The organism is Legionella donaldsonii (genome assembly GCF_900452385.1).
Classification (GTDB): Bacteria; Pseudomonadota; Gammaproteobacteria; order Legionellales; family Legionellaceae; genus Tatlockia; species Tatlockia donaldsonii.
In genome coordinates, this window is the sequence record NZ_UGOA01000002.1 from 15115 (window position 1) to 37959 (window position 22845).

A 22845-nucleotide genomic window follows, 5' to 3' on the forward strand; every position below is an offset into this window, starting at 1 on the left:
ATTTATTGAAAATGCAACAGAAAATTAAAATTTCTATTTACTATAGAAACACAACGTGTTTTAATTTTTTTAAGATCATTTTATTAGTTGTTTAGAAGTTTAATAGGTCAATGTTCTTAAGGTTTGTAAGAGAGTCTGGGGGACATTTACGGGAATTGTGAGGGACGTTTACAGGGTTGGCTGCGGCGTTTACGGGATAGGGTGAGACGTTTTCAGGAAGTAAAAATAAGAAAAATAACTGATGGTGCGACGTTTACAGGTAGGGTGGGACGTTTGCAGGGATAATTGAGGAGAGACACTTGTGTCAAATTTAGAATTGAAGGGATTGAAGTTGCTTCGAGCCTTAGACAATTCATTCCAGGATGGAGAATCTATACCCAGCGAATCGATAACTCATTTAGCTGTTGAGTTATTAAATTCTGGAAAATATCAGCCTAGGAAACAATTTGATGAATCTATCTTAGACGAGCTCGCAAACTCCATAAAAGCCCAAGGGATTATCCAGCCACTTATTGTTAGAAAGATTGCAGAAGAATGTTATGAGATTATTGCTGGTGAGAGACGTTGGCGAGCAGCAAAAAAAGCAGGATTAACTTATGTGCCGGTTATTATTAGAAATATTGATGATAATGTTGCTCTCGCATTTTCACTGATTGAAAATATTCAACGTGAAAATCTTAATCCGATTGAAGAGGCGTTAGCATTAAACCGTTTTCGCGAAGAGTTTGAAATGACTCATGAGGACATAGCACAAATGATAGGGCGCTCTAGAGTTTCGATTACTAATACGCTTCGCTTACTATCCTTGGATTCTAGAGTAATAGAGATGTTAAACGAGGGTAAGATTGATATGGGGCATGCCCGATCACTTTTGAAACTTTCGTCAGAACAGCAATATCAGGTTGCATGCACCGTCATTGAGAAACAGCTGAATGTGCGTGACACGGAGGCATTAGCAAATCGATTGAAGTCATCAGGGAATGAGGGACGTGAGAAGACTTTTTCTTTAGCTACACCACATGACAAGTGTGAGGAGTGGAGTACCTATCTATCTCAACAATTTACAACAAATGTTTCTGTAAAAGTAAATACTGAGGGTAAGGGAAAAGTGATTATCGAAGTGAATTCCGCTAGCGAGGTTGATTGGTTGATCAAGCTAATGAGCGGAAGAGGATAGTTATCCACAAAATCTGTTGATAACGTTGTGTGATATTCGTGGGTTATAATATAGTTAAGCCTTTTAATGAGAAAAAAGAGCGTGTTTAATTTTTGGATTAATGATGAGACCATTGCGTATTTTTATCAGTAGCGTACAACAAGAATTTAAAGAAGATCGTCTAGAGTTATGCCGCTGGTTGAAAAATGATCCCTTAATGCGTCGTTTTTTTGATCCATTTTTATTCGAAGAATTGCCTGCCCATGATAGAAGAGCAGATCAAGTTTATCTGGAACAAGTACGTGCCTGTGATATTTATATTGGTCTTTTTGGCAATGATTATGGCTTTGAGAATGCAGAAGGTGTTTCCCCTACTGAGGAAGAATACAACCTAGCTTCCGAGGAACACAAGACCCGATTAATTTTCATAAAAGGAAATGAAGAAAGTAAACGCCACCCTAAAATGAAAACCCTTATTACTCGTGTAGGAACTGAATTAATTAGAAGGCGTTATCAATCTATCTCCGAGCTTATCTCGGGTGTTTATGCTGCCTTAATACATGATTTAGAGGAACGAAAATTAATTAGAAATAGCCCTTTTGATGCCGCCCCATGCAGAGGAGCAACATTATTAGACTTGGATGAAGAGGGAATAACAACTTTTTTACGCCGAGCAAAACGCGGACGCGGATTTCCATTGTCTGTCGAGGCGACTTCTTTTGAATTATTGTCCCATTTGAACTTGCTGGATGACGATAAGCCTACACATGCAGCAATGTTACTTTTTGGAAAACAACCACAACGGTTTGTTATGTCATCCGAGGTAAAATGTGCTCATTTTCATGGTACAGAAGTAGCTAAACCCATTCCCTCATATCAAGTATATAAAGGCACCTTATTTTCACTGGTCGATCAAGCGATTGATTTTGTAATGTCCAAAATTAATCTTTGGGTGGGAACCAGAGAGGGAGGGGCCGAAGTACCTGTTGCCTATGAAATTCCGCAGGAAGTTGTGGCAGAAGCGATTGTCAATGCCGTTGCTCATCGTGACTACGATAGTAATGGAAGTGTGCAAGTTATGCTGTTTGCAGATCGATTGGAAATTTGGAATCCAGGTGGACTTCCTCCATCATTAACCTTAGAAAAATTACGTCATCCACATGGTTCTGTACCAAGGAACCCTTTACTTGCTGAACCTTTGTATTTAACGAAATATATCGAGCGCATGGGAACTGGTACAGGCGATATGATTCGCCGCTGCCGTGAGGTTGGACTGCTAGAGCCTGAATTTTCTATATCTGACGGATTCAAGACAACCATTTGGCGTAAATCATCATCATCGACGACCGGACAAGTTACCGGACAAGTTACCGGACAAGTTACCGGACAAGTCGATCCATGGATTGAGCGGGTACTCAGAGCATGCGAATTAAAAGGAGAGCTGAAAAGTATAGAACTGCAAGAGGTTGCTGGGATCAGGCATCGTGAGACTTTTCAACGCAATTATCTTGATCAATTGCTCAGGGATGAGTTAATCGAGCGTACTATCCCAAATAAGCCTAAAAGTAGATTGCAAAAATATCGCTTGTCCCAAAAGGGAAAAATTTTATTAGAAGAGTTATCTAAAAATAAAAAATAGAATTAAGCAGGTGTTAGAAAAGAGAAAGAGATAAAAATAATTATTAAAGTGACTTTGTTTGAATGATTTCCTGTTTAAGTGAGCAGTGTTTAGAAAATATCAACGAAGGGCAATTTTTATGCCTTTAAGTAAAAAAATTAACTTCCATATTTTAGTTTTAAGCGTTGTTCTCACTATAAGCAATGGTTTTGGTTACATAAAAAACGTCGTTTCATTAAGCGCCATTAAAATGCGTATATAATAACTCTGTATATTAAATAATCATTAAGCATAGATAGATTCGATATTAAAAGGGAAGATCAGCCAAGCCAAAACGGTAAGCCAGGGTATCATTTAGAAAATAGCCATATTAGCAATGCGTTTCAGGCGATCCGGGTTATCTTCAACATAAATTGCGGTAGTAACAATGTTGGCATGACCTGCAAGACGAGAGACTGCTTTTATATCAGCGCCTTGCTCAATTAGTCGGGTAATGAAAGTACGTCGACCAGAATGGGAGCTTGCCCCAATGATTCCTGCCTTATCATAGAGTGACTTGAACCATTTTTGCAAACTATTAGGCGTAAAGCGACTTTTACGTTGGGTCTGAAAAAAGGGTTTTTCTAGTGCAACATGTTTTAGAGTATCCAGATGTGCTTGGAGTGCTTTGCGGATTTTTTCATTGGCAAGATAAGCATAACGCTGTTTTTCACCTTTGGTCATTGAGCGCTTCAAACAAATCTCTTCAAGTAATTGATAGTTGTAATCGGCTACATCTGCAATAGTGAGAGAGGCAATTTCTTTCACTCGAAGTCCAAGTCCAAAAGAGCAAAAAATAAGTGCTACATTTCTAATAGCAAACTGCCCATCTTTGGCAACAATAAGCAGTCGCTTAAACTCCGTCTCACTTAAGACCCTGGCTTTTCCTTCTTTTGGCATAAAAGACTCAATATTTTCCTGTTTTAATGATATTCTAAATAAATTAGGCTGTCTTGGCAAAAGCAAAAATAAAACTGTTGTTTATAGTAGAACTTTAGTATGAATACACTCATCGATGCAGCAATAAAATATCTTTCCAATCATTATTGCAGTGAAAAAGAACTCATAAGGCAATTGGAGAGGGATTTTTCGCATGTGCCCGAGTTAGATGCTCAGATTCATGCAACCATAGCTCGCCTTCGGGAATTACATTTAATTAATGATAATCGTTTGGCTGAATCATTAAGTGCCCGTTATATCCATAAAGGGAACCGTTTTATTCAACAAATATTAAAACAAAAGGGCGTTAAAGAAGAAGTGATTGAGCAAGTCTTAGAACATATTGAACAGGAAGAAGTTCGCGCTCTGGATGAAGCTCGGAAAAAATTGCGTGGGTTTAAAAATGAGGCCGATGAGGCGATAAACACAAAATTGGCTCGTTTCTTAAGTGGCCGAGGTTTTTCCCATGCTACGATAAAAACCGTACTTAAACAGTTAAGTGAAGAACAGACCACTTAAAGTTTTAGATAGTGTAGTGGATGAGTACAACAATCATTTGCATCCTTAAGAAAAGAATACAGTAAATTAAACTCTGAATGAAATGATAAACTTACAACGCATCATGATTATTGGTCGACCAGGAAGTGGTAAGTCCACTTTTTCTGTTAAGTTGCAAAAGAGTCTAAATATTCCCTTGTTCCATTTAGACAAATATTTTTTTATTGCCGATTGGGTGCCACGAGAATATGAGGATTTTTTGTCACTCCAAAAAGAATTAGTTGCTAAGCCTTGCTGGATTATTGATGGTAATTCCAGTAAATCATTCGAGATACGTTATCGCGAAGCCGACATGTGTTTGTACTTTAATTTACCCAAGTGGCTATGTTATTGGCTGGTATTTAAGCGCTTGTTTTATAAGGCTTCAGAAATTGATGATAGAGCCGCTGGTTGCAATGAAACGGTACGATGGTCGCTATTAAGTTATATGTGGAACTATGAACAACGGATTAACCCTTTATTAAACGTCTTAAAGAACCAATATCCAAAAGTGAAATTCATTGAGCTCCGTAGTCCATATGATGTGGCGCACTTGATGCGTGTGCTTACACATAAAGAAGAGTACAGTATTGTGACAGGATTTTAATAAATGATGCCGACGAATGTGATAATACTCTTGATGGGTATTGCAGGTACTGGTAAAAAAACTATAGGCGAGGCAATTACAACACTGGCTCCTCAGTTTCGATTAGCGCATCACCATGCTTGGATCGATCCGGTTCTAAAACTTCTAGGGAACGACGCTCAAGTATTTTGGTCTCTTGATGATAAAGGATGGGCAGCGCTTAACAAGGTCCGAGATGTGATTTTTGATACGATGACTAAGGTTTGTTCTAAAGAAACGAGCTTTGTTATTACCTATGAGCTTTTAGCGAATAACTCTTGGCATCAGGAATTTTTTAATCAAGTACAAACCGTTGCTCAAAAACGGGAAGCCGTGTTTGTTCCTGTACGATTGATTTGTAATGATGCAGAGCTTGTTAAACGTTTAACAAGTTCAGATCGAAAAGGCTATTTTAAAACACAGGATGAGGCACTCATTACAAAAAGACTGTTTGAAGAAGACGTTTATTTTAGCAAAGAGCTGTATGAAATGACTCTAGATGTGAGCTGTCTTTCCGCAGAGGAGTCAGCGCGTCGTATTTTGGATTGGACTTCCTTAGTTTATGGGAGTAAAAATCAGAGTCTTGAATTTAAACCATTGGGTCAAAAAGATTTGAACTTAATGACCCAATGGTTTGCAGAGCCTACAGTGAAACAAGGGTACGCACGAAATCAACCGTTTTCTTTGGAAGATATTAGTGCAAAGTACGCACCTCGCATTGAAGGCATGGATCCAGTCCCGAGTTTTATTATTTATTTGAATCAAAAACCAATTGGTTTTATTCAATATTACTGTCTGACCGATCATTTACCCGAAGGAATTTCAGGAAATAATGCTTCCTTGTTTGACGAGGCAACACCTGAACAATTAGCTGGTCTCGACCTTTTTATTGCAGAGCCATTGTGTCGTGGAGTAGGGTTGGGCAGACAAATTATAAGGCGTTTTATTGCCGAACAACTCTACAGATTTAAAGCTGTTGTGGTTGATCCACAAATTGGAAACGAGCAAGCCATTGCGTGCTATCAAAAATCCGGGTTTCTTCCCACGCAATACAGTGAAGACGCTAATTATTTACTCATGATAAATATGCTTTCTTATAGAGGATCCTATGACTATTCTTGAAACTCCCCGTCTGATTTTACGTACATGGAGAGAAGCGGATCTTGATCCTATGTCACTTATTGATCAAGATAAAAAGGTATGCCAATTTTTACCAGGAATAGGGAACAGGAGTGCTACAAAAGCAGGCATTGAGCGGATTATCGCACATTATAAAAAGAAGGGATTTTCTTTGTATGCTGTTGAACTAAAAAATACTGGGGAAATGATAGGATTTTTAGGATTAATGACACCTTCTTTTGAAGCGCACTTTACCCCTGCTGTTGAAATTGGCTGGAGACTTTCCTCAACCCATTGGAATCAGGGTTATGCTACGGAGGGAGCAAAAGCGGTTTTGCATTATGCATTTACCTCTTTAAATCTTCCCGAAGTAGTTTCATTTACAGCAGTGAATAATCTAGCTTCAAGACGTGTTATGGAAAAAATTGGTTTACAACACAATACAAAGGATGATTTTGATCATCCCAAATTGGAGCACAATAGTCCATTGAGACGACATGTGCTTTATCGATTATCCAGAGCTAGTTATCTGAACAACAAGAGTGTCCAAGAATGATTTGGGAGACCACATTAAAAAAAATTACGGATGAAACGGCGAATCGCGCTGCTAATAGGTGGGTAAAAAATCCTACCCATCTTAAGCTTATCAATAATCAAATTAACTGTGTTTATCGATTTGAATCTAAGAACCAAGGCTTTTACCTTCGCATGACCCATGAAAAAATACGAAAAGCTCGTGAACTTTTGAGTGCCATTGATTTTCAGAAGCACTTATTTTTGTGTGGTACGCCTATTTGTGAGCCGGTTGCATCCCAAGAAGGAAATGATGTTGAAACGGTACACCAAGAAGATTTGGAATTTTTTGTTCATGTTTGCCGTGAAGTGCCGGGGCAAATCATGCATTTTGATTATTCAGATAAAAAAGCTTATCTAACATGGGGAAGGGCTCTAGCGCTATTGCATCAAGCCTCGCAAAGTTATGTTGCATCAGAGCATCATTTTTTAACTTGGGAAGATTTGTGGCGTGAGACTGGGGATTATGCGCGTCAAGAAGAGGCTCTGATCCAGGATTTATATCAAACCATCACGACTCGCTTCAAAACTTTTTCAATCAACTCAGCTAGTTTTGGCCTAACTCATGGAGACCATCGTCCTGGGAATGTGCTTTATGATGGGAGACAAGTTCATCTGATTGATTTTGATGAGCCAGTTTATCATTGGTATCTTGCCGATATTGCCAAACCTTTTTTGGACTTATGCAATAAGCCATGGCCTCTATGGAAACCACTGTTTGAATGGTTTATAGAGGGGTATAGGCAAATCCGGCCATTGAGTTCAGACGAATTAAAAGAAATGAATCATTTTTCGCAAATGAAAAGCTTGGATATCTACCTTTGGTGTAAATACAACTGGTTTGAAGAAACAGCGCCAGGAGGAAAGCCACGGGAGGAGTGGCTTCATGACTTAAAAACTATGGCATTAACGCCTTTGTTTTATGTACCATAATCGATTAAGGCGATTTATATTGGAGTGGGTAATGAATAATATCATGGATGCGCGATAGTTCATTGGTTGGATTTCGGTAGCCATGCGGTTGATTGGCATTAAAACGAAGCCCTTCTTCTTTAGAAAGCGTTTTCCAGCACCCGCCTAACAAAAGCTCAATCGTTCCATCCACAACAATGACATGCTCAATGACTCCATGTTTATGTGGAGGTGAAAGATGTTCACATTCGGGCAATAACTCAATAACAAACAACTCAAAATGGAGTTGTTCATCAAAAGGAAACAAGGGAAGTACTCGTATTTTTTCATCATCTGGATGTAAAGTTTCAGCATGTCCTGCCCTATAAATAGGATTGGTTGAATTATCCAAACTGTCTTCAATAAACGATGAAAAGGAGGCTTGAAAACCGCTCGCTATTTTCCATAAGGTAGAAATCGTTGGGCTTGATTCTTCTCGTTCAATTTGCCCAAGCATCGCTTTAGAAACACCGGTTTTAAGCGCTGTTTTGTCTAAACTCCAACCTCGTTCTTGTCTTAATGATTTTATTGTTTTTGCAATACGTTTTGAAATTTCTTGCATGATGTCTCTTAATAAAAAGCTTGTGCGTTTTAGCGCACGAGTATATACTGGTTTATTATGCGTTATAACGCACGAATTGTGAAGTAGATTGTGGAGGACTGTATGGTTTTTAAAAACAAACTGGTCGCGGTGCTTAATAAGCGTATTGAGCCAGGAAAAGTGATGAATGCGCTTGCTCATATGTGTATTGGTTTAGGCGCTGTGATTGGTGAAGAAGAATTGCGTTTAACCGATTATCGAGATGCAGATGGAGGTTCTCACCCTTATATTTCAGAAATACCCTTTATCATTCTTTGTGAGAACTCCAACAAAATTAGAACATTACGCCAGAATGCCTTAGCAAAAAATGTTCTTTTTAATGATTTTACCGATACGATGACTGTGGGTACCTGGCAAGAGCAAATTGAAAGAACGGCACAGGTTAAAGAGAGTGATCTGATTTACTATGGCATTGTTTTGTTTGGGGATTGGGACGTAGTGACAGAGCTCACTAGGAAATGTTCTTTGTGGCGATGATAAGTGAGTGATCATGATGAATAAAGGTAAAAATTTAAGTAAAAGCGCCCAAATCATACAGGATTTTTTATCTCAAAAGGGTCTATCGTGTGAGGTCAAGGAACTTGATTCGAGCACACGCACTGCAAAAGATGCTGCTGATACTTTGGGTTGTGGTGTTGCTCAAATTGTGAAGTCACTATTATTTTGCACTGAAAAAACCAACAAGCCGGTATTGGTATTAGCAAGTGGTGTTAATCGTGTGAATGAGAGCCTGATTGGGAATCTCATCAATGAATCTATTGGGAAGGCTGATGCAGATTTTACACGAGAAATAACTGGTTTTGCGATTGGTGGGGTCCCTCCAGTTGGCCACAAAAATGTTATTAATACGGTTCTTATCGATGAAGATTTGTTATGCCATGAAGTCCTCTGGGCCGCAGCAGGAACGCCCAACGCAGTATTTTCATTATCTCCAGAAGCACTTAAGCAGCTAACAAATGGGATAGTGGTAAAGATTAGAGAGTAAGTTATGCAAAAAATATTTTGGGATAATCCCTATCAACGCCAATTAATGACTAAAGTAGTGTCAGTGAATGAGAATCGACTACTTTTTGCAGAGACTATTGGTTTTTCGTTTTCCGGTGGTCAAGAAAGTGATACAGTTCGCGTGAATGGCCTGATGGTCACTCATTCTGAAATAGAAGATGACTTGATTTATTATACATTACCTTCGGAGCATGGGCTTTCTGAGGGCGATGTTGTCTTTATGGAAATTGACTTCGTTCGTCGCTACAAATTGATGCGTCTTCATTTTGCTGCTGAATTAATCTTGGAACTTGTCCAAAGAATGTTTCCTATTGAAAAAATAGGTGCTCATATTGCTGAGCATAAGGCTAGAATCGATTTTAACTATCAGCACAATATCTCGGATATCTTTGACACTCTCTTGCTTGAATACAATCAAATTATTGCAAAAGATATGCCTATACGCACTGGGTTTTCTGATGAGAAGAGTCAAAGACGTTATTGGGAAATCGAAGGATTCTCTAAGGTTTCTTGTGGTGGAACACATGTAAAATCAACCGCGGAAGTGGGCTATATTACGTTAAAAAGGGCGAATGTGGGTAAAGGTAAAGAGCGAATTGAAATTTATCTGGTACAATAAATCAGCCTAAACGTAGAGTGTTGGATGTTAGCCAAAAAAGAAGCTATTAATACCATAGGAATTACGTGTGAATGCACAAGAAATTACAGTCTTAAATGATTTAAAAAACGACATAAACCAATTGCTGGGATTTCATGAAGAAACACCAAGGATTAATTATGGTCCTTGTGGTGCGTTTGCCAAATTATTTTTTGATGCGTGGAATAGCCGATTTCAGGATAAAGTGCATATTGTTTTTGTGATGGTGATATCCCATGAAGAGTGCTGGCATATTGCATTGCGCATGCCTTCAGGAGAACTTTACGATGGTGGAATTGGTCTTCATTGTGAAGAAGTTTATGGAGATGGTTATTTATTTGAAGACATGATCGAATATGATCATGAACGTTTGGAAAAATGGTCTTATGGTCTTGAACGTGAGTATCCACGATTTTGTCCTGACTTTAATAAAGAAGCGGTTAATTCATTAGTTATTCATCATCTAGATCGATTGAGATCTCAAGGAAGTTGACATAATGCATTATTCATCCCAAGAAGCAATTCAAAAATTAAGTAATGAGCATTACTCAAAACTGCGTTTTTTTTTGGACTAGCACTGTTTCTTGAGAGGAAGGAGCGCAAGCCCTGATATTTGATGAGAAATTCGCTATGAAACAAGAACACCAACTGATTTATGAGCTAGAAATTTCTCTTTTAAGGTCGGAAATGAGAAAATCTATTGCGCAACTGAAACTATTGATTGCTGATGAGTTTATCGAGTATGGGGCCTCTGGTTCAATTTACAATAAGAACGACCTACTTGATTCTCTTCCAGAAGAAGAGTCACGAAGCTATATAGTTAATGATTTTTCAGTATTGGAGGTGTCGCCCGAAGTCATGTTGACAACTTATAAGGTTACTGTTGACTCAAAAAGCTCTTTGCGTTCTTCGCTCTGGCAATACAAACACAATCGTTGGCAAATGGTTTTTCATCAAGGCACGCCTTGCCAAGAGGAATAATTTATTTTTACAGGTATTAAGATGATAACAATAGCCTATCTAAAACATCACTCCGAATGCATTCCGGCGCTTGCTAAGATTTGGCATGAAGTATTAGGAAAAATTTGGGTTCCTGATGTGCCCATTTCACGTGTAGAAGAAAATTTAAGAAATCATTTAAACATCGAACAGTTACCGCTCACTGTTGTTGCTTTTGATGAAGACAAGCCTGTTGGGATGTGCTCTTTACGCGTGAATGATGGGATACATCCTGAATTAACTCCATGGCTAGGTTCGTTAGTGGTATCGCCAAGCCATCAAAAACAAGGCATTGCAAAACAGCTTATTCACCGAGTCAAAGAAGAGGCTGAAGCATTAGGGTTTAAAAATCTTTATCTTTTTGCTTTTGATCCTGCCATTCCAGAATATTACAGTCGTCTTGGTTGGCGCACGATTGGCATGGACGAATTTAAAGGACATCCTGTCACCGTTATGGAGATAATGTTGTGAAGATTAGACAATTGTTTGATGCGGATTGGCATCCATGGAAAGAAATACGTTTAGAAGCTCTGACCAACTCACCAGAAAGTTTCGGCTCTTCTTATGAAGAGGAAGTGTTTATGTCCGATACTGATTTTCAAAATGGATTAAGCAAAGGGTATGTATTAGGTGCCTTTGTTGATGATTTATTAGTGTCTTGTGCTGGATTCTATACGCTTAATTCACTTAAAACAAAACACCGTGGTGTACTTTGGGGTATGTATACTCGACTTGAATACAGAGGGAAAGGTATTGCAACAGCATTAATTCAAACCCTGATACAGCATGCAAGAACCTGTGTCACTCAATTGCACTTAACCTGTGTAGTAAGTAATTTTGTGGCTCGCGCTTTTTATCAAAAGCAAGGGTTTCGAATTTATGGCACTGAACCTAAAGCGCTTAAAATTAATGATACCTTCTATGATGAATATTTAATGGTATTGGATTTTAAAGAGGAACCTATGAAAAAACTAGATACCTATCAGAGCCTGTGTACTGAAGTATATGATTTAAGTAAACCTAATGCACCACAAAATGAGTACTCATTCTATCGAAGCTATGCTGTAGAAGCTAAGGGCCCCATTTTAGAACCTATGTGCGGCACAGGTCGATTTTTATTACCTTTGGTTGAAGAAGGATTTGATGTTCATGGCTTTGATGCAAGTCAGCCAATGCTAGAACGATTGCATGCAAAAGCTATTAGCAAAAACCTTAAGCCAAAAGTCTGGCATGGTTTTATTGAAGATTTAAATCAATCCAATCAATATTCTTTAATTTTTATACCCAGTGGTTCATTTGGCCTCATCACAGAAAAGGCGGATATCCAAAAAGCCTTAAAAATCATTTTTGAACATATGGAAGATAAAGGACTCTTTGTATTTGAAGTAGAGACACGTCAAGCCGTGCCTAAAGAATTAGGTATATGGAGAGGCTCAAGATGGCCTAAAGAAGATGGAACACTTATAGTCTTAAGCCAATTAGCCACGCTTGATAATGATGTTTGTTACTCTATTGGCAAATATGACTTGGTTGATAACAACTGTGTAGTGCAAACAGAGGTTGAGGAATACAAAATTCGCATTTATCAAGACCCTTCTTTCTTGCGCAATTTGCTTACTGAGGTTGGTTTCAGCAATGTGCGGATGGTTAAAGGATTTGACCGAAACTCATCACCTGATGAAAAAGACGAAAGTATTGTTTTTGAATGTAGAAAATAATTGAGGATAAAAATGAATATTCTATGTCCAACACCACTGCAAAAAGGAGACACCGTCGGGATTATCTCACCGTCGAGCCCTATTATGGAACAGGATATAGAAGCGGGAGTGCATTTATTAAAGTCGCATGGATTTAAGGTAAAGTATGCAAAGCATATGCTTGCATCAGAACGATTTTTAGCGGGAAAAGACAGTGATCGTGCAAATGATGTGATGGATTTCTTTAAAGATTCTGAAGTGAAAGCAATTATTGCAACCCGAGGCGGACAAGGTTCACAACGTCTTTTACCTTTTTTGGACTATGAATTAATTCAGAGAAATCCAAAACAATTATACGGGTTTAGTGATACCACCGCGTTGCAATTAGGCCTATTTAAAAACAGTGGCTTAGTAAGTTATACAGGATTTACTTTGACTATTCATTTGAGTAACCAGGTTAAAAAAACATTACTTTCCTCTTTATTAGGCCAAGAGTACATGATTTCCAAAGGAATAAAGGTTCATGCAGGTGTTAGTCGAGGTCCTTTACTTGGTGGAAATTTAACTCTGATGACTAATTTAATGGGCACACCTTATCTACCTAGTTTTAAAGAAAGTATTTTGTTAGTAGAAGACGTTGGTGTCGAGCCCTATAATATTGATGGCATGCTCTCCCAACTAGATTTAGCAGGAATTTTTGATGAAGTTTCTGGCGTTATTTTTGGTACATTTGAACACTGTAAAAGTAAGAAATCGAATCAGTACGATGGTACGGTAGAAGATGTAATCAATGAATGGGCTTCAAAAATAAAAGTACCTTGCATTAAAGAGTTTCCCTATGGGCACGGTAAGCAAAATTGCATTCTTCCAATTGGCAAAGTAGTTACTTTAGATGCAGATAATACTTGCGTTACAATTCAAATTTAAAAAAAATAACTACTACTGATGAGAACATTGTTTTAATAGAGGCATAAATGAGTACACAAGAAATACCCAAAGAGTATCAACATATCTCTCCAGCAGGTGCTGAAGTTCGATTGCTGATGAATAATCATTTAGGTGGAATGGCTCACTGTACTTTAAAGGTGGGAACAATTTCCAAAGCAGTTCGTCATAAAACTGTATCTGAATTTTGGCATATCCTTTCTGGGGAAGGAGCTATTTGGCGTAAGTTGAACGATGAAGAGAGCATTACTCCTTTATCTGCTGAAGTCAGCATCGATATTCCCTTGGGAACACATTTTCAATATCGAAGTGATGCAGCAGATTTGGTGTTTATTTGCGTTACTATGCCACCTTGGTCAGGCAGTGATGAGGCAAGTTATATAGAGCATGGTGCCTGGCCTCCTACAGTGGAATAAATGAGATGACTTTAAAATTATCGTTTTTAGAAAATCCAAACCCTGATGATGTTCAAATATTAACGAATGGGGTTAAGGAGTACGCCAAACAACAAAGAGGATTCGAATCCTTAGATTTCTTTGCATGCTTTATTCGCGATGCAGATAATAGCATTATTGGTGGTTGTAGTGGTGGAACCCTCTATGGAGGTCTTCATGTTGATAATCTTTGGGTGGGTGAGTCCATCAGACATCAAGGATGGGGAACGAAGCTCCTGCAAGCGGCATTGAGGTATGGTAATGAAAAAGGTTGTGCTTTTGCAACAGTTAATACTATGGATTGGGAAGCAATAGAATTTTATAAAAAATTAAGATTTGAACTTGAGTTTGAACGGCATGGGTTTCAGAAAAACTCTATATTCTATTTTTTGCGGAAAGAATTTCAGGCAAAAAGAGAAATCGGACTCTTAAATGGTGATTCAGTCTCGAGCTTAAGTCAAAAACCAAAACTGCCTGTATCAGAATCTGTGGTTAGAGAAGAGGTTGTTTCAAAAAACAATGCGCCTTATTTTAAGTGGGGACAAGGTTCTGATGGATGGTGGTTAAAAAATGATGGTCAGTTTAGTGTTATTTATGAAACGATGCCTGCAGGAAGTTGCGAGGTAAAGCATTATCATCAGGAAACAGAACAATTTTTTTATTGTTTGCAAGGGCAATTGGTTATTGAGTTTGAAAATGATGAACAAGTGTTACAGGAACAGGAAGGAATAAATATTAAAGCAGGGGCAATCCATAAAGTGAAAAACAGTTCCGGAAATTTGGTTTCTTTTTTGGTGATTTCATCTCCTAATCTAATCGGGGATAGAGTCAATCTGGAGTCATAAAGTGTCTTCTGAACTGATTATCCGCAAAGCATTAATTGATGATGTTCAACATCTTCACCCTTTAATGGAGCAATTGGGTTATCCGCAATCGCCTGAAGAGTTGCAAAGGTGACTTGAGCTATTTACCAGTGAACTTCATTACGGTGTTTTTCTTGCGGAAATTGCAGGAAAAGTTGTTGGTTGGATTGCTTGGTCTAAGAGTTATCTTTTTGTTTCCGAAACAACAAGATTTCATATTGAAGGCCTTGTAGTCGACCAAGGATATCGTAATCAAGGAATAGGTAAAAAGCTTATGATTACTGTTGAAGAATTTGCCAGGAAGTTTAGTCCCTGTATCATTGATTTGACATCGGGGCTTAGGCGAGCCAAAGAGGGCTCCCATGATTTTTACAAATCGCTTGGATATCAGAATGAAGGCCATATGGCGAAACTGTATTTAAGGAAAATGCTGTGAATATCAAAGAATTACACTCTACTTTAAAAGTTGAGACAGCAACATTAGATGATTATCCGACCATCCAAAACATGGCACGATTTTATGTATATGAGCTCTCGCGTGACTGTGGTTTTATTTCAGATGATTGGGCTTTGCCTTCCGATGGTCTGTATGAGAGCTTTGACTTTAAAAATTACTTTGAAGAGCCGGAAAGAAAAGCCTTTCTGATTAATGTGGGTAATGAATTAGCAGGTTTTGCCCTATTAAATCAAGAAGGAATTTACCCGGATACTGCATGGAATATGGGCGAGTTTTTTATTACTGCTAAGTTTCAAGGTAAAGGTTTAGGTTATTTAGTTTCCTCTGAATTATGGAAAATGCATCCAGGCTTATGGGAGGTTTCTGTGATTCCAGAAAATAAGCGAGGGCTTAGTTTTTGGCGCAAAACTATTTCAAAAATTACAATGGGCAATTTCCAGGAAGAAATTAAAACAATCAATTATGATCCGCATCAACCACAACGAGTTATTTTTCGTTTTGATAGTACAGCACATGAATGCAGCAAGCCTTTAGAAAGCAAGAAAGAATATCAAATCCAATTTGTTGATGAACTTGATGAGGCCACAGAAAAACGAATGACTAAAGGATTCATTGCCTATGAAGCCCAACATGGTATTGATGTTAATTATCGACGTTTTTCAGTGACCATTTCTGCTGCCCAAGGAGAGGTTTTTGGAGTGATTAATGCCTATACAGCATTTTCTGAAATTTATGTAGATGATATTTGGGTGGACAGTACTCATCGTGGTAAAGGGTATGGCAGGCAGTTATTGCTTGCTCTTGAACATCACTTCAAAGGTCAGGGCTTTAATAATATCAATTTGGTGACCAGTGCTTTTCAAGCTCCAGAGTTTTATAAGAAGTGCGGTTTCATAGCAGAATTTACCAGAATCAATAAAAAAAATCCCAAGTTAAGCAAAACCTTTTTTGTTAAATTTTTTAACGAAGAGTCAGAGACACAAGGCATTCTTAAGGCGACTCATAGTGAATAGAAGTCAACTAGAAACAATCTGTAAAAAATTAAAGATGAACCAACTTTTTGACTTGCCTCAAAGAGTCTATGGCGGTCTTTTACATAAAATGTGGTGTCTGAAGTGCAATGGCTCGCCGTTTGCTGTAAAACAACTCAATAGCAGCATCCAATTGACTGAAAAAGTTAAATTCCAATATGAATTGACAGAAGAGATAGCTTTCCAATTTTCCCAGCGTACTTTTCCCGCAGTTCATGCTCTAAAATTAGAAAATAATTACTTAATTCTTTCAGAAGATGAGGCCTTTCTTGTTTATCCTTGGATAACAGCAAAAGCATTGGATAAAGACGCTATATCTGAGATGCATGCTCTTAAAATAGCCACTCTTTTGGCTAAAATTCATCGTATTAATCTTAATATTCCCCAGCTAAGTGCTCAAGAATTTGATATTCATCCCAATGAAAAAATTAGTGTGTTAATAGACCAGTCAGCAAGCAAAAATTTGGTGTTTAAGGAGCAATTAAAAAGGAATCAACGAGTAATAATTGAGCTTAACGATATCTATCAAAAAGCAATACCTATTCTACAAAGTAGTAGTGTAGTAAGCCATGGTGATTTGGATCAAAAAAATGTTTTATGGGATAAAAATGCTACTCCATTTCTCATTGATTGGGAGTCTGCGCGAAAACTTAATCCCACTTATGAAATAGTCAATTGTGCTCTTGATTGGAGTGGAATTACTACTCCGCTGTTTAATAAAACTTTATTTATAAAAATGCTAAAAACATATGCGTCTTCTGGAATAACAATAAATCAGGATCATTTGGAAGCTGCTTTTTATGGTGTTCTTGGCAATTGGATCAATTGGCTAGTATATAATATAAACCGTTCTTTTAGTTCTGATAAAGAGCAGCAGGACATTGGTATTGAGCAGGTGCTTCAGGTTTTACCTACTATTATTCAAGTCAAGGCAAGTATTCCAGAATTAACTCAATTAGTAACACATGAATTAGGAATAACCTTTTAACTTTCGCCAACTTTGATTACCATACTGCACGAAAGTAACTTAAGTTTCAAGGAATGCTTCATGACGAACATCAACAATAATAAAGCTGCATTAGTGACCGGAGCCAGCCATGGAATTGGTCTTGAACTTGCTAAAATTCTTTTAGGTGACGGCTGGGTTGTCTATGGAACAGGACGGGATGTGAGCAGTTTAGAGGATACTAAAGCGCTATTTCCTCGTTTTGTTCCCATTCAATCGGATTTTACTCGCAATAGTGATATTGAACAGGTTGCTAAAATTATTAATGATTCTGGAATATCGCTTCATCTTTTAGTTCAAAATGCAGGAATGAAAAGTCCTCCACGTCCATTAACCGAATATGATTGTGACAGTATTGATGAAGTGTTTCAGGTTAATTTATTAGCTCCAATGAAACTTACGGCACTACTTGCGGTACGGATGCCTGAGAAGGCTCGGATTTTATTTGTTACATCAAGAGCAGCTACTCTGAAACTTAAAGAAAGTTCAACATACTGTGCCAGCAAAGCGGGTTTGGATGAAGTAACTGCTATTGTGAGAAAAGAGTTAGCAGAGAAAAATATTGGTGTGTCTTGTGTTATTCCAGGGGAAGTGGATACAAGAATTCAAAAAATTTTAAGAGAAACAACTTCATTTCATTTACATAAAATGTTTGATGAAGCTTATCAGTCCGGTCAATTAATAAGCCCGGAAACTTGCGCGGAATTCCTTAAATGGTTTCTTTGCGACTTATCTTTTGATGAATTTAAGCAAAGCAATATGCCTGTTTCCATCTATGAAGAATGGCATCATCCATTTTGGCTTAAAGATAGGAATCAGTTACCTCCTTTTCCTTTCTAATTTGTTTATGAACTTTTACGAGCATTTCCAATAAAAGTTTAACTTTGGAGAATAGATGCTTCGTTTGTTCTGTTCTTTTTTCAAGGCATACTCTCTTATGGGGGATATGTCCCCACTCTTTCTATAATTGTTTCCTCAAATAGATCCGATCATGCCCCTCTAAATAATTTTTAATTGTCCCTAAATGCTGATAGCCTTGTTTTAAATAAAATCTTTCTGCCTGAAAAGAAAAAGTATTTAATGTTGATGCTGGAATTCCTCGTTTAATTGCTTCGGCTTCAACGCTGTGCAATAGTTCAGCACCGATACCAAGGCCACGGTATTCTTCCTTAACCCAGAGGACATCAACGTATATTGAGCAGCATCATTCAATAGGATGGGGGAATATTATGCAGGGTACGCCATTTCTTTAAAAGGGATTGCCGCGTTGAAGAATATTTTTGCTCTTTAATGGATAATTGAAGAATTCTATCGGTCCTGAAGTGGCGAAAATCCTGCCTTAATTCACACCAAGCCACCATAAGATGCACTTCATCAAAAAAACCGAGCGCGATAGGCCAGAGTATTCGTGTCGAATGATTGTTTTGTAGATCTTGATATTCTACTTCCATCTTTCGCTCTAAACGTATTGCTTTGCGAATGAGAATAAGATCACTATCCTTACTTTCAATACATTTTCCTGGAGGGACTAACAGCCCCGAAGCTTCCAGTTGCCGTTTTAAATCAGAAGGCAAAACTGCTGAAATTTTTGCAAGCACATTTTGAGCAGCAGTTTTAAGTTGAGTATCTGCTCGTTGTGCAACCCAACGTGATCCTAATACCATTGCTTCAATTTCATCATCTGAAAACATTAAAGGAGGTAACATAAATCCAGGTTTTAGCACATAACCGACACCGGGCTCACCTTCGATTGGCGCGCCAAAGGATTGTAAGGTTATTATATCTCGGTAAAGAGTTCGTAGGCTCACGCCTAATTCTTCTGAAAGATTTTTGCCACTAACGGGTAATCGATGACGTCGTAATAATTGAATTAAATCAAATAAACGTTCAGTTCGGGACATGTTGTACTAATTACTGCTGCCAAATTATGTCAGTAGTATATCATGAATGCTCATAGAAATACGAAGTCGCTTATTTTGGTTATTACTAATGACAACGAATTTTTTGGGTTAATGGATATTCTCAAGAAACGTTCTAAAGCCATCTGCAATCGGGCTATTCTGATTGGTATAATAGGCTTGGTAGGCTTGTCGATCCACACTCAGTATAAACTGATTAGATGCGAGTATATTCCAAAACAGCCGGATTTTTTTGGCTAAAAGGAACGCACTTAATAGCTGTTCCTTTGTCGCGAATTCTAACCAATTTTCAAGGCAAGCATCTTGAAGTTGCTGGTAGATTGAATCATCTTCTGTTACTCCATGGTGAGTAATCGATTGTTCCAGAGAGGTATGCAACGAAAAAAATGGATGAATGATAGCCGTCTCGCCCCAATCAACAAACGTCATTTTTTTAGTATTTGGATCAAGAAGAACATTCTTATCATGAAAATCGTGATAACCTATGGTTTCAGGGATCCTAAAGCTTGCTAATAATTTGCACTGAGCTGAAAATTTCAAACTTAGACTGTGTAATGTTTGTAATTCTTTATCCGTTAGACCCTCTGCTTTTAAAAAAGCAGTTTGCTTTAACATGTGATCATAAAGAAAAGGTAATTGATTTAATCGCCAATCAGGTACGCCTAGTTTGAGAAACCTTGCGATGCAATCTTCTGCTCTGCGTTGGATTGCGGCATATTGCTTTATTGCTTGGAATAATAGCTCTGGCATGAAATTAGTTTTAAGCGTTTGACGCAAAGAAATACCTGCATCTCTCATTAGAAAACAATGTAAATCATTGTTGATCTCGATTACATCAGGCACATTGGCATGGAATTGGGAAGATAAAAGCCGAATGATCTTGGGCTCATTGGATAGAAATAGGGATGGTGGTGTTTGTTTTAAATAAAAATTTTCTGTTGATGTTGCAAAGCGGATCACATGAGACCATGGTGTTGACAATACAATTTCTGGCGAGTGTTCTATTGAGTAGCCATTAGAAACTAGGCAATCGGTTCCCCATTTAAAAAGTGGTAGTAGATTATTCATTTTTGGAAGTCAAAATGAACAAAGAAATCTATGAGAAAAATATAAGTCTTACTTAACATAAAAAACATCCTTTTAAATGGTTACCAAGTGAATATTATACATAAAAAAGCGAGGACAGTTGGCTTGGGTTTCCAATAGAATAGTAAAAGTAGGGTAAAATAATGGAACAGCAAGATGATTTACTTGTATCTGTTTGGTGTAAAAAAAAGAATAATGCATTAATTCTTAGTTTGCTTATTCAACCAGGTGCCAAATGCAATCAAGTAGTATGTACTGTTGGAGAGGAACTAAAGATAAAAATCGCGGCACCTTCTACTGAAGATAAAGCCAACATGGAATTAGTGCGATACCTGTCTGTCTTATTCAAAGTCCCTAAAAGTCAAATTAAAATAAAGAGAGGCCTTAAGTCTCGACACAAGATCATTGAAGTCATTGGTTGTGGTGTTGATGCTCTTCAGTGGTGTAAAATTTAAAGAATGATTTTAAATAATGAGCCTAAAATGCTGGATACAACAATAATTGAGAACAATTGGCGCTCTCGTGGCTTTAGTTTTGAGCTTTGGGAAGATCACCCAGGTCAAATTTGGAAGGATTTTAGGCATGAAACAGATGAGTTATTCATGTTGCTTGAAGGTGAAGTTATTTTAACCGTGGGCAATAAAACGTTAAAACCTGCTATTGGAGAAGAAGTATTGATTCCAGCAGGAGTAGATCATACGGTTCAAACCAGTTCCACCACAGGAAGCCGTTGGTATTATGGTTACAACCTACGTTTCGCACCAAGATAAACGATTTTTATAATTATTCTGTTCAATAGCCAGGCAGGAGAAGCCTGTGCCACGCGCAGATTCTGCGGCAAGTCCATAGATTTCAAGAGCATACTGACCAAAATAAGAAATGATTTGTTGATGTACTGGTTTTAGATTAGTTACCACACGATGTTTTTGATCGTTTGTCAGGATGGTTACAACAGCTATCACGTTCATCAGCTCAGCAATCCATTTCATTGTGGGATTTTGTACTGGCTTACCCAGCTGATTGGGAAGTGCTTCATCATGCTCCTTTAAGCATTGCCTGATGTGAGCTTGAGCAAAATTGTACACCATGAGACAAAGCGTCATTACCATCATCAAGGCTGTAATTCGCTCAGGTGTTTTAAGGAAGAAAGAGTCCAGTTCGAAGGCATTGTTTTTCATGAATTTAAAGCTTGATTCGACACAGGATTGCTCTTTATATTGTTGAAGCATGGCATGATTATTCAATAGCGAGCTATCACATTGATTACTGGCCAAAATAAAGCGTCCCAGTGTTTCTTTTTTAGCACCCACCCTCTCCAGACAGGTAGAAAGACAGGCTTGTATTTGATATCCAATCACCATTTTTTGAGCTCCAGGTTTTGGGCGACCTTTCCCTGTATGGCGTTCAACAGGTAGAATCTCATAATGAATTTGGTGGTATTTGAGTGATTTGATGAGCGGTTTTAATGCCTGCTTTGCATCGTCAGGACATTGAAAGACCTGGTGACCAAGATGCCATAAGGATTTAATGAGCTCTTGAGATTTTTTATCCAAATGCCTCTGAAAAGTCTTTAGCTCTCGCAACCTCGCCTGTTGCGACTCAATCAAAACCCAGCGTTGTGGAATACCATAAAGAACCGTTTCATGAACACTTCCACGATAGTTTGCATCAAACGGCTCCCAGGTCAGAGCATCACAAGGCTTGTTCAACAATACTTTGGCTTCATTAAGCTGTGCAGGTACTCGGGTTATCCAAAACACGTTATTGAGGCTTGCCAACTGCTCTGGAACATAAAAGGCGGCATCAACCACAAAACAAAGGCCATCAGGCATCCCATGAATACTTTGTGTAAACGCTTGCACCCTCCTAACCGTCTCTTGGAAACTTGTTTTATCACTACTATTCCCATCTAAGGCCTCCATCCATAAGGGGATATTCGCAGCTCCTCCTTGTACTAGTGACAGCATCACTTGCTTTAGATCAGAGCGATTCGCTTTGGAATATCCGTAGTCTGGTTGCGCAATCCCGGGCGCGGCCTCTTCTGTGTCATAGCGGCCGTAAAGAACAAAGCTTGTACTGTCTAAATGCAGTCTCTGGCTTAGTAAATTTTTTTCTCGGGCAATCTCAAAAGCCAATTCCGAATAAAGCCTGGTCACACCGTATTCTGCGATTTTATCCAGGCAGCGACCAAGACTGTCATCATTCAGGTGTGCCGCGTCTAGTTCTGAACCAAGCAGTTGAGCCACAGGCTTATCTTGGAAAAAATGCGGCGTCATATACAACCGGCTATTCATAAAACCCAACCCATTGATAACCATCGCCGCTACTCGACGACCATAGCTTACCACGCCTCCTTTTTTTTCATTTAACTCAAGGCGTGCATCAATTCTCTCTATTATCCCTAATTCTCTAATCGTTGCTGCAACAAGTCCTAAATGCCCCAATTGCTCTGAACTTACTGTATCTCGATTCAGCATCCTTCTCTCCAATAGGTCTTTGGGAGACAAGGGTACCTGATTCTTCTCTTGTGGGCTGTGATCTTTTTCTTATATCGGCTTGATCTTTTTCTCAATTTAACTAATGCGATAATTCCTTGGGGATAATTCTA

27 protein-coding genes and 4 pseudogenes are annotated in these 22845 nt (G+C 38.3%); 24 read left to right on the top strand and 7 right to left on the bottom strand.

The features are described from left to right. Positions 1-2 precede the first annotated feature (2 nt). Positions 3-74 (bottom strand): annotated as a pseudogene (locus DYC89_RS16760) (hypothetical protein); the annotation flags it as partial. A 227-nt stretch (positions 75-301) separates the two neighbouring features. Here DYC89_RS16760 and DYC89_RS15545 point away from each other — a divergent pair. Next, positions 302-1177, top strand: a complete 876-nt coding sequence (locus tag DYC89_RS15545; RefSeq protein ID WP_115222811.1) for a ParB/RepB/Spo0J family partition protein — start codon at positions 302-304, stop codon at positions 1175-1177. Positions 1178-1277: 100 nt separating this feature from the next. Then, the gene (locus DYC89_RS15550; protein ID WP_245954065.1) at positions 1278-2795 is read left to right on the top strand and encodes an ATP-binding protein; all 1518 of its coding nucleotides are present in this window, start codon (positions 1278-1280) and stop codon (positions 2793-2795) included. A 333-nt stretch (positions 2796-3128) separates the two neighbouring features. Here the strand turns inward: DYC89_RS15550 and DYC89_RS15555 are convergent, their stop codons facing one another. Continuing rightward, positions 3129-3713, bottom strand: coding sequence for a tyrosine-type recombinase/integrase (locus tag DYC89_RS15555; RefSeq protein WP_115222813.1), 585 nt, complete (start codon positions 3711-3713; stop codon positions 3129-3131). 99 nt (positions 3714-3812) lie between these two features. Between DYC89_RS15555 and DYC89_RS15560 the strand changes: the two genes are divergently transcribed. The 5 genes from DYC89_RS15560 to DYC89_RS15580 all read left to right on the top strand — a co-directional run bounded on the left by DYC89_RS15560 (position 3813) and on the right by DYC89_RS15580 (position 7539). After that, on the top strand, positions 3813-4271 hold the full coding sequence (locus tag DYC89_RS15560; RefSeq protein WP_115222814.1) for a regulatory protein RecX: 459 nt from the start codon (positions 3813-3815) through the stop codon (positions 4269-4271). A gap of 82 nt (positions 4272-4353) precedes the next feature. Further along, positions 4354-4896 (top strand): DNA topology modulation protein, encoded by a 543-nt coding sequence (locus tag DYC89_RS15565; RefSeq protein WP_115222815.1) that lies wholly within the window; start codon positions 4354-4356, stop codon positions 4894-4896. A 3-nt stretch (positions 4897-4899) separates the two neighbouring features. Continuing rightward, complete coding sequence (locus DYC89_RS15570; RefSeq protein WP_115222816.1) at positions 4900-6036, top strand: GNAT family N-acetyltransferase; 1137 nt, start codon at positions 4900-4902, stop codon at positions 6034-6036. Next, complete coding sequence (locus tag DYC89_RS15575; protein WP_115222817.1) at positions 6023-6589, top strand: GNAT family N-acetyltransferase; 567 nt, start codon at positions 6023-6025, stop codon at positions 6587-6589. The genes DYC89_RS15570 and DYC89_RS15575 overlap by 14 nt, the downstream gene beginning before the upstream one ends. Beyond that, positions 6586-7539: a phosphotransferase enzyme family protein gene (locus tag DYC89_RS15580; RefSeq protein WP_115222818.1), complete on the top strand. Its 954-nt coding sequence runs from the start codon at positions 6586-6588 to the stop codon at positions 7537-7539. Before DYC89_RS15575 ends, DYC89_RS15580 begins: the two co-directional genes overlap by 4 nt. A 4-nt stretch (positions 7540-7543) precedes the next feature. On the opposite strand, the gene DYC89_RS15585 is transcribed toward DYC89_RS15580, so the two are convergent. Further along, entirely contained in the window at positions 7544-8119 is a 576-nt protein-coding gene (locus DYC89_RS15585; RefSeq protein WP_115222819.1) for a helix-turn-helix domain-containing protein, read from the bottom strand. A 102-nt stretch (positions 8120-8221) separates the two neighbouring features. Between DYC89_RS15585 and DYC89_RS15590 the strand changes: the two genes are divergently transcribed. From DYC89_RS15590 to DYC89_RS15655, 15 genes and pseudogenes are all read left to right on the top strand, one after another. After that, on the top strand, positions 8222-8635 hold the full coding sequence (locus tag DYC89_RS15590; protein WP_115222820.1) for a DUF2000 domain-containing protein: 414 nt from the start codon (positions 8222-8224) through the stop codon (positions 8633-8635). A gap of 16 nt (positions 8636-8651) precedes the next feature. Then, positions 8652-9143: a YbaK/EbsC family protein gene (locus tag DYC89_RS15595; RefSeq protein ID WP_115222874.1), complete on the top strand. Its 492-nt coding sequence runs from the start codon at positions 8652-8654 to the stop codon at positions 9141-9143. Between the two features lie 3 nt (positions 9144-9146). Further along, entirely contained in the window at positions 9147-9782 is a 636-nt protein-coding gene (locus DYC89_RS15600; RefSeq protein WP_115222821.1) for an alanyl-tRNA editing protein, read from the top strand. Between the two features lie 67 nt (positions 9783-9849). After that, positions 9850-10293 carry a hypothetical protein gene (locus DYC89_RS15605; RefSeq protein WP_115222822.1) on the top strand — a complete coding sequence of 148 codons (444 nt, stop codon included), beginning with the start codon at positions 9850-9852 and terminating at the stop codon, positions 10291-10293. 137 nt (positions 10294-10430) lie between these two features. After that, positions 10431-10781 (top strand): DUF4440 domain-containing protein, encoded by a 351-nt coding sequence (locus tag DYC89_RS15610; RefSeq protein ID WP_115222823.1) that lies wholly within the window; start codon positions 10431-10433, stop codon positions 10779-10781. A gap of 21 nt (positions 10782-10802) precedes the next feature. Continuing rightward, on the top strand, positions 10803-11270 hold the full coding sequence (locus tag DYC89_RS15615) for a GNAT family N-acetyltransferase (RefSeq protein ID WP_115222824.1): 468 nt from the start codon (positions 10803-10805) through the stop codon (positions 11268-11270). Further along, positions 11267-11719 (top strand): annotated as a pseudogene (locus tag DYC89_RS16765) (N-acetyltransferase family protein); the annotation flags it as partial. The gene DYC89_RS15615 and the pseudogene DYC89_RS16765, both read left to right, overlap by 4 nt. Before the next feature lie 42 nt (positions 11720-11761). After that, positions 11762-12517, top strand: coding sequence for a class I SAM-dependent DNA methyltransferase (locus DYC89_RS16770; protein WP_245954079.1), 756 nt, complete (start codon positions 11762-11764; stop codon positions 12515-12517). 12 nt (positions 12518-12529) lie between these two features. After that, a complete protein-coding gene (locus DYC89_RS15625) occupies positions 12530-13423 on the top strand; it encodes a S66 peptidase family protein (protein WP_115222826.1) in 894 nt (297 codons plus the stop codon). Between the two features lie 47 nt (positions 13424-13470). Continuing rightward, positions 13471-13857: a cupin gene (locus DYC89_RS15630; RefSeq protein ID WP_115222827.1), complete on the top strand. Its 387-nt coding sequence runs from the start codon at positions 13471-13473 to the stop codon at positions 13855-13857. A 5-nt stretch (positions 13858-13862) separates the two neighbouring features. Further along, a complete protein-coding gene (locus DYC89_RS15635) occupies positions 13863-14720 on the top strand; it encodes a GNAT family N-acetyltransferase (protein WP_115222828.1) in 858 nt (285 codons plus the stop codon). A gap of 145 nt (positions 14721-14865) precedes the next feature. Continuing rightward, positions 14866-15174: pseudogene (locus DYC89_RS16775) on the top strand (GNAT family N-acetyltransferase); the annotation flags it as partial. After that, a complete protein-coding gene (locus DYC89_RS15645) occupies positions 15171-16208 on the top strand; it encodes a GNAT family N-acetyltransferase (protein WP_115222829.1) in 1038 nt (345 codons plus the stop codon). The pseudogene DYC89_RS16775 and the gene DYC89_RS15645, both read left to right, overlap by 4 nt. Beyond that, positions 16201-17214 (top strand): aminoglycoside phosphotransferase family protein, encoded by a 1014-nt coding sequence (locus DYC89_RS15650; RefSeq protein WP_115222830.1) that lies wholly within the window; start codon positions 16201-16203, stop codon positions 17212-17214. Before DYC89_RS15645 ends, DYC89_RS15650 begins: the two co-directional genes overlap by 8 nt. Before the next feature lie 60 nt (positions 17215-17274). Next, positions 17275-18072, top strand: coding sequence for an SDR family oxidoreductase (locus DYC89_RS15655; protein WP_115222831.1), 798 nt, complete (start codon positions 17275-17277; stop codon positions 18070-18072). Between the two features lie 121 nt (positions 18073-18193). Here DYC89_RS15655 and DYC89_RS15660 read toward each other — a convergent pair. The 3 genes and pseudogenes from DYC89_RS15660 to DYC89_RS15670 form a co-directional block, all read right to left on the bottom strand. Then, positions 18194-18430: pseudogene (locus DYC89_RS15660) on the bottom strand (GNAT family N-acetyltransferase); the annotation flags it as partial. 10 nt (positions 18431-18440) lie between these two features. After that, positions 18441-19133: a helix-turn-helix transcriptional regulator gene (locus DYC89_RS15665; RefSeq protein WP_115222832.1), complete on the bottom strand. Its 693-nt coding sequence runs from the start codon at positions 19131-19133 to the stop codon at positions 18441-18443. Positions 19134-19241: 108 nt separating this feature from the next. Then, positions 19242-20219 carry a phosphotransferase gene (locus DYC89_RS15670; protein ID WP_115222833.1) on the bottom strand — a complete coding sequence of 326 codons (978 nt, stop codon included), beginning with the start codon at positions 20217-20219 and terminating at the stop codon, positions 19242-19244. Positions 20220-20380: 161 nt separating this feature from the next. Here DYC89_RS15670 and DYC89_RS15675 point away from each other — a divergent pair, with 161 nt between their 5' ends. Beyond that, a complete protein-coding gene (locus tag DYC89_RS15675) occupies positions 20381-20692 on the top strand; it encodes a DUF167 domain-containing protein (RefSeq protein WP_115222834.1) in 312 nt (103 codons plus the stop codon). Between the two features lie 27 nt (positions 20693-20719). Then, positions 20720-21007, top strand: coding sequence for a cupin domain-containing protein (locus DYC89_RS15680; protein ID WP_245954067.1), 288 nt, complete (start codon positions 20720-20722; stop codon positions 21005-21007). Here DYC89_RS15680 and DYC89_RS15685 read toward each other — a convergent pair. Beyond that, positions 20987-22714 carry an IS1634 family transposase gene (locus DYC89_RS15685; RefSeq protein ID WP_115220201.1) on the bottom strand — a complete coding sequence of 576 codons (1728 nt, stop codon included), beginning with the start codon at positions 22712-22714 and terminating at the stop codon, positions 20987-20989. The two genes, DYC89_RS15680 and DYC89_RS15685, sit on opposite strands and share 21 nt — an antisense overlap. Between the last annotated feature and the right edge of the window lie 131 nt (positions 22715-22845).